The 13,669-nt window shown below is 72.8% G+C and carries 9 protein-coding genes; 5 read left to right on the plus strand and 4 right to left on the minus strand.

Annotation, left to right across the window (positions count from 1 at the left end):
- Positions 1-125 precede the first annotated feature (125 nt).
- The gene (locus ABD208_RS09745) at positions 126-1,595 is read left to right on the plus strand and encodes a phosphomannomutase/phosphoglucomutase (protein WP_344102031.1); all 1,470 of its coding nucleotides are present in this window, start codon (positions 126-128) and stop codon (positions 1,593-1,595) included.
- A 20-nt stretch (positions 1,596-1,615) separates the two neighbouring features.
- A complete protein-coding gene (locus ABD208_RS09750) occupies positions 1,616-1,807 on the plus strand; it encodes a Trm112 family protein (protein WP_425561088.1) in 192 nt (63 codons plus the stop codon).
- 200 nt (positions 1,808-2,007) lie between these two features.
- Here ABD208_RS09750 and ABD208_RS09755 read toward each other — a convergent pair whose 3' ends face one another.
- Positions 2,008-2,937 (minus strand): ATP-grasp fold amidoligase family protein, encoded by a 930-nt coding sequence (locus ABD208_RS09755; RefSeq protein ID WP_344102035.1) that lies wholly within the window; start codon positions 2,935-2,937, stop codon positions 2,008-2,010.
- Positions 2,938-3,262: 325 nt separating this feature from the next.
- Here ABD208_RS09755 and ABD208_RS09760 point away from each other — a divergent pair, with 325 nt between their 5' ends.
- Positions 3,263-5,482 (plus strand): acyltransferase family protein, encoded by a 2,220-nt coding sequence (locus tag ABD208_RS09760; protein WP_344102037.1) that lies wholly within the window; start codon positions 3,263-3,265, stop codon positions 5,480-5,482.
- 46 nt (positions 5,483-5,528) lie between these two features.
- Positions 5,529-6,770 carry a hypothetical protein gene (locus tag ABD208_RS09765; protein WP_344102040.1) on the plus strand — a complete coding sequence of 414 codons (1,242 nt, stop codon included), beginning with the start codon at positions 5,529-5,531 and terminating at the stop codon, positions 6,768-6,770.
- A gap of 22 nt (positions 6,771-6,792) precedes the next feature.
- Here the strand turns inward: ABD208_RS09765 and ABD208_RS09770 are convergent, their stop codons facing one another.
- Positions 6,793-9,054, minus strand: coding sequence for an acyltransferase family protein (locus ABD208_RS09770; protein WP_344102041.1), 2,262 nt, complete (start codon positions 9,052-9,054; stop codon positions 6,793-6,795).
- A gap of 156 nt (positions 9,055-9,210) precedes the next feature.
- On the opposite strand from ABD208_RS09770, the gene ABD208_RS09775 reads away from it, so the two are divergent.
- On the plus strand, positions 9,211-10,545 hold the full coding sequence (locus ABD208_RS09775) for a hypothetical protein (protein WP_344102043.1): 1,335 nt from the start codon (positions 9,211-9,213) through the stop codon (positions 10,543-10,545).
- Positions 10,546-10,643: 98 nt separating this feature from the next.
- Here ABD208_RS09775 and ABD208_RS09780 read toward each other — a convergent pair whose 3' ends face one another.
- Together ABD208_RS09780 and ABD208_RS09785 are read right to left on the minus strand one after the other, a co-directional pair.
- On the minus strand, positions 10,644-12,428 hold the full coding sequence (locus ABD208_RS09780; RefSeq protein ID WP_344102045.1) for a glycosyltransferase family 2 protein: 1,785 nt from the start codon (positions 12,426-12,428) through the stop codon (positions 10,644-10,646).
- Positions 12,425-13,606, minus strand: coding sequence for a glycosyltransferase family 4 protein (locus tag ABD208_RS09785; protein ID WP_344102047.1), 1,182 nt, complete (start codon positions 13,604-13,606; stop codon positions 12,425-12,427). The genes ABD208_RS09780 and ABD208_RS09785 overlap by 4 nt, the downstream gene beginning before the upstream one ends.
- Between the last annotated feature and the right edge of the window lie 63 nt (positions 13,607-13,669).

The raw sequence follows: 13,669 nt of genomic DNA on the forward strand, positions 1-13,669 counted from the left end.
ATGTTATTGGAGGTTCGCTCTGCAAGATGCCGTATTTCCTGGAGTTCACCCGCGAGCACGGCGAATAGCCGAGGCGACCGCGGGCGTGCGGACGCGGACGGGTGGCCGTGCAATAGGCTTTCGGCGTGGCAATCGACCTCACTCAGATCATCAAGGCGTATGACGTCCGCGGGACGGTGCCGGACCAGTTCTCGCCCGAGGTGGCCCGGGCCATCGGGGCCGCGTTCGCGCGGGTCGTGGTGCTGCGTGCCGCCGGCGGCGGGGCCGCCGACGCGGCAACCCGGCCCGGCGTCGTCGTCGGGCATGACATGCGGGAGTCCGGGCCGGAGCTCGTCGCCGCGTTCGCGCAGGGGCTGACCGACGCCGGCGCCGACGTCACGAACATCGGGCTGTGCTCGACCGACGGGCTGTACCACGCGTCCGGCGTGCTCAACCTGCCCGGCGCGATGTTCACGGCCAGCCACAACCCCGCCGAGTACAACGGCATCAAGCTGTGCCGCGCGGGCGCCGCGCCCGTGGGGCAGGAGACCGGCCTCGCCGAGGTGCGCGAGCTCGCCCAGGGCTACCTCGACGGCGAGCTGCCCGAGCCCGCCGCCGAGGCCGGCACCGTGACCGAGCGCGACATGCTCGCCGACTACGCGGCCTTCCTGCGCGGCCTGGTCGACCTGTCCGGCATCCGCCCGCTCAAGGTCGTGGTCGACGCCGGGAACGGCATGGGCGGGTACACCGTTCCGGCGGTCCTGGGCACGGGCGCGGGCCTGCCGGAGCTGCCGCTGGAGATCGTGCCCCTGTACTTCGAGCTGGACGGGTCGTTCCCGAACCACGAGGCCAACCCGCTGGAGCCGAAGAACCTGCTGGACCTGCAGGCCGCCGTCGTCGAGCACGGCGCGGACATCGGGCTCGCGTTCGACGGCGACGCCGACCGCTGCTTCGTCATCGACGAGCGGGGCGCGGCCGTGTCGCCGTCGGCCGTCACGGCGCTCGTCGGGCTGCGCGAGGTGGAGAAGGAGACGGCCGAGGGCCGCGAGTCCACGGTCATCCACAACCTCATCACCTCGCGCGCGGTGCCGGACTTCCTGACCGCGGCGGGCGCGACGACCGTGCGGACCCGGGTGGGCCACTCGTTCATCAAGGCGCAGATGGCCGAGCACAAGGCGGTGTTCGGCGGCGAGCACAGCGCCCACTACTACTTCCGCGACTTCTTCTTCGCGGACACCGGCATGCTCGCCGCGATGCACGTGCTCGCGGCCCTCGGCGGGCAGGACAACCCGCTCAGCGCGCTGGGCGAGATGTACGAGCCGTACGTGTCCTCGGGCGAGATCAACTCGCGCGTCTCGGACGTGCCCGCCGCCCGCGCCCGGGTCCACGAGGCGTACGTGACGCAGGAGGGTGCGGGCAAGGTCGAGGTCGACGAGCTCGACGGCCTGACCGTCTCGCACTGGAACGACACCCCGCAGTGGTGGTTCAACCTGCGCGCGTCGAACACGGAGCCGCTGCTGCGGCTCAACGTCGAGGCCGCGGACCAGGACATGCTCGACAAGGTGCGCGACGACGTGCTCGCCCTCGTGCGCGCGCAGGACCCGGAGCAGGCATGAGCACGGCGGAAGGAACCACGGTGAACGACCTCGAGCTCGCGGGCTGGGTGCGGGACATCCTGCGCTGCCCGGTCACGCACGCGACGCTGGTCGACGGCGTCGGCCCGGACGGCGAGCCGGAGCTGCACTCCACGGACCCGGACCGGCCCCTCGCCTACCCGGTGCGGGACGGGATCCCGGTGCTCCTGGAATCGGACGCGCGGGCGCTCTGAGGCGGCGGTCCTGCCGTCGGCGGCGTTCCGCCGTCGATCGCGGGACGCGGCCGACGGCGTCTCGCGGCGGACGGCGTCCCGTGGCCGACGGCGTCCCGTGGCCGACGGCGTTCCGTGGCCGACGGCGTGGCCGGTGCGGACCCGCGGTCCGGGCACGCACCGGCGCCACGGCGCGCGGCCGCGCGGGCCGTTCGGGTGGCTCAGGCGGCTCCGGCGCCCAGGATGATCCGCCGCGCGGTGTCCACGTCGGGAACCACCTTGAGCTGCTCGGAGATGTGCACGTCGAGGCGCAGCCGCGCCCGCTCCCACAGCTCCCCGAGGTGCCTGTCGTGCTTCCAGACGTACTCCTGGTCCCCGCCGGGGCGGGGCGTGAACTCGCCGAAGACGACGCCGCGGTCGGTCTCGTACAGGTCCACGCGGAGGAACGGGATCCCGGCCGCGACCGACAGCTCGCGGGCCCGCTTGACCATCTCGGGCAGGCACCGGGGGACGGGGATGGCCGGGTCGACGGCGTGCTGCCTCGAGACCGCGCCGAGGTCGGCGCCCTCCTCGTCCAGGTAGCGGTACCGCACCGACCCCGGGTCGCCGTGCGACCCGACCGAGCGCAGCAGCACCTGCCCGATCTCGCCGTAGAAGGCGTAGATCTTGACGTCCTCGAGGATCTCGTTGCCGTGGACGCCGACCAGGAACTCCTCGGCGAAGTAGGGCGGGCGGGCCTTCTTCAGCTCGCGCTTGTGCCGGAAGTACTCGACGATCTCGGGCTCGGTCAGGACCTTGTCCGTGCTGATCACCCGGAACGCGTCACCCTCGCGGACCAGCGGCAGCACGCCCTGTGACGACGCCCCTCCGGCGGACTTGACCACGAAGCGCCCGGGCAGGCCGGCCAGGTCGATGCTGCCGGGCCCGTCCCAGATCCGGTACACGGCCGGCATGGCGATCCCCGTGGCCTGCGCGAGCGCCTTCCCGCGCAGCTTGTGGATCAACGCGTGGCGGGGGTCGTCCGCGTGGTCCGGCCGGGACCTCCCGCGTTCGGGGAAGACCTCGTGCCAGCGCGCGCTGGTACGCCGCTCCGCCTCGAGAAACCGGCGGAACGACGGCCGAGGAAGACTGCGTTCGAGCGGTTTTCCCATGACGACCTTCTTCACTACCAGGGCACGGCGGCGTACACCTGCGAGGATTTCCATCTTCAGCCTCACTCCGGGTCGGCACAACTTCTGGGGGATGCGTCAGCCGGCTCGGAACCCGCAGCTGAGCGCTGTGATCGTGACACGGAGGACGTCCACGGCGGGCAAAAGGTTGGGCACCGGGCAAGGTTTCACCTGACCGTCATGCGGCCGCCTGACCGGCCGGTGAATCTCTTCCCTCACCTGGGAAAATGTTGTGGGGAAACGATGGTTGCCCCGGCGTCGGCGGCTACGATGTTGCAGCCATCGTCCGATTTGACCGAGAGGGCCGATGACCAGCCCCCCGACGCTCAGCGAGCCCCTGTCCGCGCCCGGTGCGTCCTTACCTGCCCCGAGCGGGCTCGCGGGTCTCGATCCGTCGCCCTTCCCCCAGCCGGTGCCCGATACCGGAGCCGGCCGGCGTCCCCGCGGCGACGCCGGCGCCCGCGGTGATCGCGGCGGATTCCGCCCCGAGCTGCAGGGCCTGCGCGCCGTCGCGGTGCTGCTCGTCGTCGCCTACCACGTGTGGTTCGGGCGGGTGTCCGGCGGCGTGGACGTCTTCCTGTTCCTCACCGGGTTCCTCATCACGGGTTCGCTCGTGCGGATGGTGGAGCGGACCGGGCGGGTGCGGCCGTTCACGTTCCTCGCGCGCCTCGCCGCGCGCCTGCTGCCGCCGGTGGCGATCGTGCTGGCCGCGACCGTGGCCGCCGCGTTCTACCTGATGCCGCGCGGGCGGCTGCTGGAGACGATCGACCAGGCGCTCGCCTCGCTGACCTACCACGAGAACTGGCACCTCGCGCTGCGCGCCGTGGACTACAACTCGCGCGACGAGGGCTCCAGCCTGCTGCAGCACTTCTGGTCGCTGTCCATCCAGGGGCAGTTCTACCTCGTGTGGCTGGTGGTCGTCGCGGTGGGGCTCCTGGTCGCCACCGTCTTCCGGCGGCGCTCGCGCCCGGTTCGCGTCCGCGGGCCGGTCCTGGTGCTGATGCTCCTCGTCGGCGCGGCGTCCCTCTACTACTCGGTCGAGCTGACGGCGACGAACCAGGTCTGGGCCTACTTCGACACCGGGGCGCGGTTGTGGGAGTTCGCCGTGGGTGGCGTGCTGGCCCTCACGATCGACCGGTTCCGGCTGCCCCGCTGGTTCCGGGTCGTGCTGGGGTGGTCCGGGCTCCTCGCGCTGGTCTCCCTGGGCGCGCTCGTGGACGTCTCGACCTTGTTCCCCGGGTACATCGCCCTGTGGCCGGTGCTGGCCGCCGCGCTCGTGCTCGTCGCGGGGCACACCCGGGTGCCGGGGGCGGTCGACGGCCTGCTGGCGTCGCGGCCGTTCGCGGTCCTGGCGGACTGGTCGTACGCGTTGTACCTGTGGCACTGGCCCGTCCTGGTGCTCTACCTGAACCACCGGGGGGTGAGCTCCGCGGACGCGCTCGGCGGCGCCGTCGTCGTCGCGATCTCCCTCGCGCTCGCCGGGCTCACCACCGCCCTGCTCAAGGTGCCCGGGCTGCGGGTGCCGAGGAAGGCGCGGCGCTCGTTCACGCACTTCGCGTACGCGCTGGTGTGGGTGGTCCCGGCGCTGGCGGGCGGCCTGTACCTGCAGCAGCAGGTGGCGATCGCGGACCAGCGCGCGGCCGAGCGGGAGGCCTTCCTCGCCTCCGACGCGGGGCGCTACCCCGGGGCCGGCGCGCTCGTGGACCCGGAACTGCACCGCGACATGCCGCAGCTGCCGTGGATCCCGGCGATCCTGCCGCAGGACGACCTGCCGGCCGTGGCGAACGGCGAGTGCCTGCTGCGGCCGGCCGGCCCCGGCCTGGAGGTCTGCGAGTCCGGCGATCCGGCGGGGGACAGGACCATCGCGCTGGTGGGGTCGTCGCGGGCGGAGCACTACTACGACGCGTTCGACGCCGCCGCGGCGCGGAACGGCTGGAGGATGGTCACGCTGACCCGGCACGGCTGCCAGTACGCCGCGGACGCTGGCGGGAGCGCGCCGGACCGGGCCACGTCCGGGCCGGCATCCTCCTCGGGCTCGTCCGCCGATCCCGAGGAGGCCGGGTGCGCGGACTGGAACAAGGCCGCGCACCGGTACCTGACGGCCGATCCGCCGGACCTCGTGATCACCCTCGGCTCGCGACGGCTGGTGGACCAGGAGACGTACCCGGACGGGTTCGCCGCACGCTGGGACGACCTGACCGGGGCCGGCTCGAGGATCCTGGCGCTGGAGGACATCCCGCGGCTGCCCTCGAACATGCTCGAGTGCGCGCAGCTCCGCGGGCCCGGCCTGTGCGACCGGCCGGCGCCGGGGCTGCGCGGCTCGTCGACGATCGCGAGTCACTACCCGGATCTGCCGTCCGGGGTGACGTTCCGCAGCTTCGTCCCGCTGATCTGCCCGAAGGAGACCTGCTCGGCGGTCCAGGGGAACGTGCTCGTGTACCGGGACGCCTCGCATCTGACCGCCACCTACGCGGCCACGCTCGCGCCCGTCGCGGAGCGCTTCGTGCGTGACGCGACGGGCTGGTGAGCCCCGCCGTCCGGGGCGGGTGAATGTTGGAATACACTGCGTGCGCATGACGACCGAGCCCCTCCCGGAAACGACGCGGCTGCTGCACATCGGTCTGCCGAAGACAGGTTCGACCGCCCTGCAGCACGCCGCCATGACCCAGAGGCTGAGGCTTCGCGAGGAGGGCGTGGTCTACCCGGGCAAGGCCGAGAACCATCACCGGGGCCTCTCGTGGCTCGCGGGGCTGAAGGTCGACTACCTCAAGGATCCGGTACCGCGGGCCCCCTGGTGGCGGGCCCTGGACCGCGAGCTCGGCCGGTTCCCCGGGCACCGGGCGCTGCTGTCGTTCGAGATGACCTGCACCACCGACGCCGCCGGCGCAGCCGCCACGGTCGACGCGGTGGGGGCCCAGGGCGACCGGCCCGTGCACGTGGTCCTCGTGATGCGGAACCTCGGCGGCTTCGTCCCGTCGTACTGGCAGGAGAGCCTCAAGCGCGGGAAGACCAGGACGCTCGACGAGTACCTGCGCCGGGCGCTGGCGGACCCGGCGGCCGTGGCGTCGTCGGGCGCGTTCCACCGGCGTGACGGGATGGGCCTGATCGAACGGTGGGCCGGCGTCGTCGGCCCCGAGAACCTGAGCGTCATCGTGCTCGAGAAGGAGCACCCCACCCGGCTGCTCGACACCTTCGAGAACCTGCTCGCCCTGCCGGCGGGCATCCTGCACGAGGCCGAGCCGCGCGGCGTCGAGGCCAACCGGGGGATGACGCCCGCCGAGGCCGCGCTCGTCCTCAAGCTGAACCGCATGATCCTGGCCAAGTGGAAGGCGCCGGAGGACGAGCACCGCGCGCTGGTGTTCAAGGGCGCGGTCAACCGGCTGCTGGCGAACCGGGAGCCGACGGCGGCCGAGGGGCGCCTGATGATCCCGCACTGGGCCGCCGACGCCTGCGCCGAAGCGGGGTTCCTGCTGGCGGAGTCCGTGCGGGAGGCGGGCGTGCGGGTGGTCGGTGACCTGGCCGAGCTCGAGCGCACCGCGAAGTACACGGAGGAGGACGTCTCCGTGCCGCCCGAGCAGATCCCGTTCGACGTCGCCCTGGAGTCGCTGCTCGGCATGTACGCCGGGGCGACGGGCTGGGACGCCTCCCACAAGAAGATGATCCGCAGGGGCCCGACCGCCGAGGAGCTCACCGAGCAGCTGGCCGGGGCGAAGGAGGAGATCGCCCGCCTCACCGCCGAGCTGCGCGAGCTCCGTGCGACGAAGAGCCGCGGCGGACGCTACCGCGCGCTGCTGCGCGCGGGCCTGCGTCGCTGACGGCCGGCGCGGCCGGCCCGGGTCAAGGCGCCGGCGCGGGCTGCGCCTGCGCGGACGGGCCGGTCTGCGCCGGCCCGGTCCGTTCGGGCCCGCTCTGTTCGATCCCGGTCCGCTCCGGCCGGGGCTGCTCCGGCCCCGGCGACGGATGCGGGGGGCCGGCCTTCCGCGTCGGGCCCACCACGGGCCGCGAGACCGGGACGTGCTTCGTCAGCCGCTGCAGCAGCGTGTCCTCGAACGTGCGGATGTAGGTCATCGACAGGTGGTGCGCGTCGCGGTAGGGGATCACGCTGCCGACCGCCGCCGGGCAGGTGGTCTCGTCGCAGTAGAAGTCCAGGGTCCGCACCACCGGCACGCCTGCCATGCCCGCGATGACCACGAACCCGTCGGGATCGCCGGTGGCCGCCTCGCGGGGGACGTCGCACAGCCCGTCGCGCAGTTCCTGTTCCGTCGACTCGATGATGCACTGCTCGGCCTCGTCGCCGATGCGGGGGTTGTCCTCGATGACCACGAGCTTGGTGCCGCGATCCCGCAGCGCCGTCCAGTTGCGGACCGTGCGCTCCGGGTTGTCGAGCCCGCCGAGCCGCCCGCGGCCCCCGGCGAAGATCACCGCGTCGTACGGTTCCCCGCCGAAGAGCAGGTCCTCCTGCTGCTGGATGCGCTGCTGGCAGCGCACGGACAGCTCCGGGTCGTCGGCGCGGAGCGGTGACCAGACACAGCCGTTGCCCGACAGGGTGGTCAGCTGCCAGCCGTACCGCGCGGCCGCGTCCTCGAGGACCGGGTTGAACAGGGCGGCGTGGGAGTTGCCGATCAGCGCGATGCGCAGGGGGCCCTCGCCGAGGGTGCAGGCGTCGACGTCCTTGGCCCCGGCCCCCGTGTAGCACTCGTAGGCGTTCCCGACGTCGGCCTTCAGCGCGTTGCGGTCCGGCACGATCGCCGTCGACCCCAGCACGGCGTCGCAGGCGTCGCCCGTCACCAGCGCCGCGTAGCCGTAGCAGTCCCCGAGGGTGGCCTCGGCGGCCGCGGCCTCCTCCTCGAGGTGCTCCGCGGCGGCCGCGGCGGCGGCCACGCCGCGCTGCGCCAGGACGGCGATCGTGGCGAGCGACCCGATGAGCAGCACCGCGATGACGGGCTTCGCCCAGGTGACGTCCCAGCCCTTGGCCACGGGTCGCTCGAACAGGTAGTGGCCCGCGACGGCCAGGCCGATCGCGGCGGCGATCATGCCGATCCCGACGGGGACCGACGGCACGGCCTCCTCGCCGTACAGGTAGCGGTACCCGACGAGGATCGGGAAGTGCCACAGGTAGATGCCGAAGGCGACGCCGCCGAGCCAGGCCATGACCCGGTTGGACAGCAGGCGGGTCGCGGCCCAGGGCACCTCGTTCTCGCGCGTCGAGAGCAGGAGCAGCACGGCGCAGCCCACGGGCCAGAGCGCCGCGGTGCCGGGGAACACGCCCTGGACCGGCAGCACCATGCCGCATGCGACGAGCCCGAGCACGCTGACCCACGACATCAGGCCGGCCGCCGGGCCGCGCAGGGTGAGCCTGCTGCCCGCCAGGGCGAGCAGCCCGCCGACCGAGAACTCCCAGAACCGGGTGAGCGACGAGAAGTAGGCGAACGGCTGGTCGTCGGCGGTCTGCACGAGGTTCCACCAGAAGCTGGCCGCCCCCACCAGGGCGATCAGGATGCCGAACGCGATCCTGAACGCGCCCTCCGTCCGCCGGGCCACGACCAGGAGCAGCGCGATCAGCGCCACGACGAGCCACAGCACGTAGAACTGCCCCTGCAGGGACATGGCCCAGAAGTGCTGGACGGGGGTGTGCGGGTCCTCCTTGTTGAGGTAGTCGACCGCGTTGTTCGCCAGGAACCAGTTCTCGAGGTAGAGGGCCGAGGCGAGGACCTCCTCGAAGTTCCGTGCCCGCAGCGCCTCGGGGGTGATCGTGACCGTCATCCCGAGCACGAGGAGCAGGACGACGGCGGCCATCGGCCAGACGCGGCGCGCGATCCGCCCCAGGTACAGGAACGGGCGGATCCGTCCCTCGCGCCGTACGTGCCCCACGAGCGTGAGGGTGATGAGGAAGCCGGTGACGACGAAGAAGACGTCGACGCCGCCCGACACCTTGTTGAACCAGATGTGGTAGACGGCCACGAGCAGCGCGGCCAGGGTGCGCAGGCCCTCGATCTCCTGCCGCTTCCTCTTCGCCGGCGCTGGTGAGCCGGCCGGTTCGCGGTGCCGGGAGGCGGCCCGGCTCATCGAATCGGCGGAGGCGGAGACGGAGTATGGCACGTCCGCCGAGTTTACCGCCAGGGCCTGCGGCATGATCACCGGGAGCGGGGCGGGCGCCCGCGCATCACCTGGTTTCGACGGTGTCCCGCGGCGCACCCTAGGATCAGCGGGTGGCCGCCGGTAGCGGTACCACATCACGATGGAGAGGGCACAAGGGTGACGACGGTTCAGGGCCAGGGCCACGAGCGGGATCTGCTGCTCCCGGAGCGCACACGGCTGATCCACATCGGCCTCCCGAAGTCGGGTTCGTCGACCATCCAGGAGGCGGCCTCGGCGCTCCGGCCCCAGCTGCGCAAGGCGGGCGTGCTCTACCCGGGCAACGAGGTCAACCACATCCGGGCGGCGGGCTGGCTGATCGGTGAGCCGGTGCCCTTCACCGCGGACCCCGGGCCCCGCCCCGAATGGTGGGACTCGGTGCGCCGGCAGATCGAGGACGCGGACGACAAGCGCATCCTGTTCAGCAACGAGCGCATCTCCTGGGCCGACATCGACGCGGCGCGCAACGTCGTCGACAGCCTGGGCCAGCCCGCCCACGGCCTCCTCGTGCTGCGCAACCTCGGGTCCTACGCGCCGTCGGCCTGGCAGCAGAACCTCAAGACGGGGAACCTCCAGGGGCTGGACGAGTACCTCCGCCGGGCGTTCTCCGACCCGACCGGCGCGGCGGTCGGCCCGCCCTTCCACCGTCGTGACGGCCTGGGCCTGGTCGAACGCTGGGTCGAGGCGCTCGGCGGCCCGGAGAACCTGACGGTGGTCGTGCTCGAGAAGGAGGACCCCGACCGGCTGCTGGCGACCCTGGAGCAGCTGCTGGGCCTGCCGGACCGGATGCTCGTGAACTCGCCGGTGCCCGAGGACGGCGCGAACCGCGGCCTGTCGACGGCGGAGGCCGCGCTCGTGATGGCGCTGAACCGGCGGGTCCAGACCGAGTGGGGGGTCCACCGGCACAAGGCGATCGACCTGGTGTTCCGCGGGGCCGCGATGAGGCTGCTCGGCGCGCGGACGCCGGGGCCGGGCGAGGAGAAGATCCTCGCTCCCCGGTGGGCGGTCGAGGCGGCCGCCGAGGTCGGGGGTCAGCTCGCGGACTCCGTGCGGGAATCGGGCATCCGCGTGATCGGCGACCTCGGTGAGCTGACCCGGGTCGGGCCGTCGAGCGAGGCGGATCCGACCGAGCTTCCCGCCATGATCCCGTCCGACGTCGCGCTGGAGGCGCTCAGCGGGATGTTCGCCGTGGCGACCGGCTGGAACTGGCGGCACACCAGGCGCCGCGCGGAGAAGAAGTCGGCGCGGAAGCAGGCGGCGAAGGAGGCGGCCCAGGAGACGCGGCCGGTCGAACCCCCGGCCCCGGTCCCGGTCCCGACGTCGGCCCCGGTACCGGCCGCGACCTCGGCCCAGACCCCGGAGGAGGTTCTCGGCGCGGTCCCGGCCCGGACCCTCGTCGCCACGCTCGCGCGGCGCGCGGCGCAACGCGCCCGCCAGGTGGTCGCCCCGCGCTGACCATCCGCGGGGCCGGCCGCCCCACGAGCCGCCGCCCGTAAACGGAGTCGCGCACCGCCCCGGTACCAGGGCGGTGCGCGATCGGTCTCATCTCGTGCTCAGGACCGCACGAGCCTCCGCACGGTGTTCCGGGCCACCCGCCCCGCCTTGCGCGGCAGCTCGAGCGCCCGCTTCATCAACCCGGGGTTGATGTGCACCTGGCGGTTGGTCTCGCCGCGGAACACCCGTCGCGTCGCGTCGTCGTCGGCGATCGTCGGGTCGACGACGACGTCGAGCATCCCCAGCTCGTGCCGCACCCGCAGCCGGACGAACGCCCGCCCCACGGGCAGGTGCCCGACCTCGGCGGTCGCCTCGACCTGCCCGGTGTGCGGGTCGAGCCCGGTCCACTCGAACGGCGCCCGCGAGCTGCCCTGCGCCGTCTGCACCGTGGCCTCGGTGATCCGACCGGCCGGGCTGACCGTGGCGCTGAACGTCACGACCTTGTCCCGCACGGTGAGCTGCGGGTCGGTGATCGTCACGGGCTTGTCGGCCAGCACCCGGCGCACCGTGTCCGCGCTGCCGGTCTGGACGGCGAGGACGAGTTCCTGGACCGCCGCCGAGTGCCAGTGCAGCACGGTGGTGGGGTACAGGCGGCGGAACAGCTCGGCGTGCTTCACGAGCCGCTCGACCGTGTCGTCCGACGGCGGCTCGCTCGCCTCGGTGAGTTCCACCAGCAGCGAGCTCAGCGCGCGGCGGTGGTCCTTCTCGTCCACCGGGGCGCTCGTGCCGCCGGCGAGGGCGGGGAACGTCAGCGGCTCGTCGGTGACGAGCACGGCGACCGGGTCGGTCACCAGCAGCATCGCCTCCTCCCAGAGCCCGGCGCGGGCCAGCGCCCACACCCACTTGGAGCGCGAGCTGACCCGCTTCTCCGCCCGCTCGGTGAGGTTCCCCAGGAGCTGGTCGATGAGCGAGGTGAGCGTGGCGAGCGGTGCGGTGAGCTCCTCGTCGTCCAGCTTGCCGCCGGACGCCACGTTCTCCAGGAAGCCCCGCAGATGCACCCAGCCGTCGCGCAGGAGGACCAGCTCGTCGTACTCGCGGTTCAGGCCGTCGCTGCCGACGGCCCTGGCGAGCTCGCTCGAGGCGAGCTCCTGGCGCAGGTAGGACTCGAAGCCCGCCAGCCCGGACGCGCGCGAGCTCATCGAGGTGCCGCCGGGGCGGTTCCGGTAGAGGTACACGACATCGGGCAGCACGGTGATGCTCTTCGCGCCGACCAGCGCCTTCGTCATGGGGACGACGTCGTTCGAGCGTGGGACGGTCGGGTACTCGATCTGCTGCCCGAGCCAGAAGTCGCGCCGGAACAGCCGGTTCCAGCAGGCGCGGTTGCGGATGAGCGACGGGCTCTTGGCCAGCGTCGTCCCGCTGCGGCGCCTGGACCACGCGCCCCAGGAGGCGGTCGGGTGCCAGGTGCGGGTCGTGTAGAACTTCAGGAAGCCGCCCACCACCATGTCCGCGCGGTCCTCGCGCGCGGCGGCCAGCATGCGGCCGTAGGCGGCGCGCGGGACGATGTCGTCGCCGTCGGCGAACGCGATGTACTCGCCGCGCGCCAGCTCGACGCCGTAGTTGCGGGCCTGGGCGCCGCCCTTGCCCGTGTTGCGGACGGCGCGCACGCGCGCGTCCCGCCGGGCGAACTCCGAGACGATCTCCCAGGTGTCGTCCGTGGAGGCGTCGTCGATGACGATCACCTCGTGGTTCACGTCCTGGTCCGTGAGGATCGACGAGAGGCAGTCGGTGACCCACGGCGCGACGTCGTGCACCGGGACGATCACCGAGATCTCGGGGGTGACGCCGGGCGTGACCCCGGGGTTCGCGGTCGCATCGGTCGTCACGGTCGTCGCGCTGCTCACTGGAGCTCCTCGGTCCTGGCGGCGGCCGCCGCGGTCGTTGCCGGTACCCGCCGGCCCAGCCGCTCCAGCACGGCGAGGAAGTCCCGGGACATCGTCCACGGCGTGTGCGTGCGGGCGTAGCGGGTGGCGGAGCGCGCCGCGCCGTCGAGGCCGGAGTGCGCGGCCACGAGCGCGTCCGCGAGGTTCGCCGCCTGGTCGCCGGTGGCCCCGTAGGTACGGACCCAGTCCTCGCCGGCGTAGACGTCGGCCAGGGTCGAGGGGCCGGGGATGATCACCGGCGTGTCGAACGAGCAGGCCAGCATGGCGCTGCCCGAGTTCAGGATGCGCTGGTACGGCAGGGCCATGATGTCCGAGGCCCGCAGCCAGAGGCCGAGCTCCTCGTCGGGCACGAACGACAGCCGCTTGACGACCCGCGCCGACTTCGGCAGCACCTCTTCGACGGCGGCCTGGTCGGCCGGGCTCGCGTACCCGGCGAGCAGCAGGGTGATGCCCGGGATGCGCTCGGCGGCCCGCTCGACGGCGGCGCACAGGACGTCGACGCCCTTGTACGGGCGGATCCTGCCGATGAACCCGACGGTGAACGCGTCCTGCGGCACGCCCAGGTCCTGGCGGGCGCGCTCGCGCGACCACGGGTCGGGGTAGATGCCGGAGTAGCTGGAGTGCGCCACCGTCACGAGCTTGTCGGCGGGCAGCTCGTAGGAGCCCGCGACCGCCTCCGCGGTGCGCTCGTGCAGCTGGATGATCGCCGACGCGTGCTCGGCGAGCGCCTGGGCGAGTTCCCTCTCGATGTCGGGGAACCGCGCGTCGTGTGCCAGCTCGTTGTGCACGGTCCACAGCAGGTGGGCGCCGCGCTCCCGCAGGGTGCGCAGGGCGGTGCGGAACCGTTCGAGGTGGACGCGGGCCTCCTCCTCGGACTCGCATCCGGCCAGCACGGGGTTGGTCCAGTGCACGTGGGCCACGTCGCCGGGCTTCAGGCGGTCGGCCGCCCACTGCTCGAAACCCTGGAGCTTGGTGGTGCCGCGGATCCGCCACCCGTCGGCCTCGGCCGCGAGGTAGAGCATCGAGAGGTACGGGTTGTCGCTCCATCGAGGGAAGACGAGGAGCTGAGGGCGCCGGGTGGCCGTCCGGTCATCCTGTTCGCGTGTTCCGGCCTCCTCCTCCGTGGCCTCGGCCGGCATCAGGGATTCTTTCTGTCTCGTCACGTCCTGCCGTTCCGGTGTCGCGGTGTCGGCGAAAGTCTC

It is taken from the genome of Myceligenerans crystallogenes (assembly GCF_039529775.1).
GTDB lineage: Bacteria > Actinomycetota > Actinomycetes > Actinomycetales > Cellulomonadaceae > Myceligenerans > Myceligenerans crystallogenes.

Coding starts and splice junctions, on each gene's coding strand:
- ABD208_RS09755 (WP_344102035.1), bottom strand. CDS start 2,937: ATGGGAAAACCGCTCGAACGCAGTCTTCCTCGGCCGTCGTTCCGCCGG.
- ABD208_RS09760 (WP_344102037.1), top strand. CDS start 3,263: ATGACCAGCCCCCCGACGCTCAGCGAGCCCCTGTCCGCGCCCGGTGCG.
- ABD208_RS09765 (WP_344102040.1), top strand. CDS start 5,529: ATGACGACCGAGCCCCTCCCGGAAACGACGCGGCTGCTGCACATCGGT.
- ABD208_RS09785 (WP_344102047.1), bottom strand. CDS start 13,606: ATGCCGGCCGAGGCCACGGAGGAGGAGGCCGGAACACGCGAACAGGAT.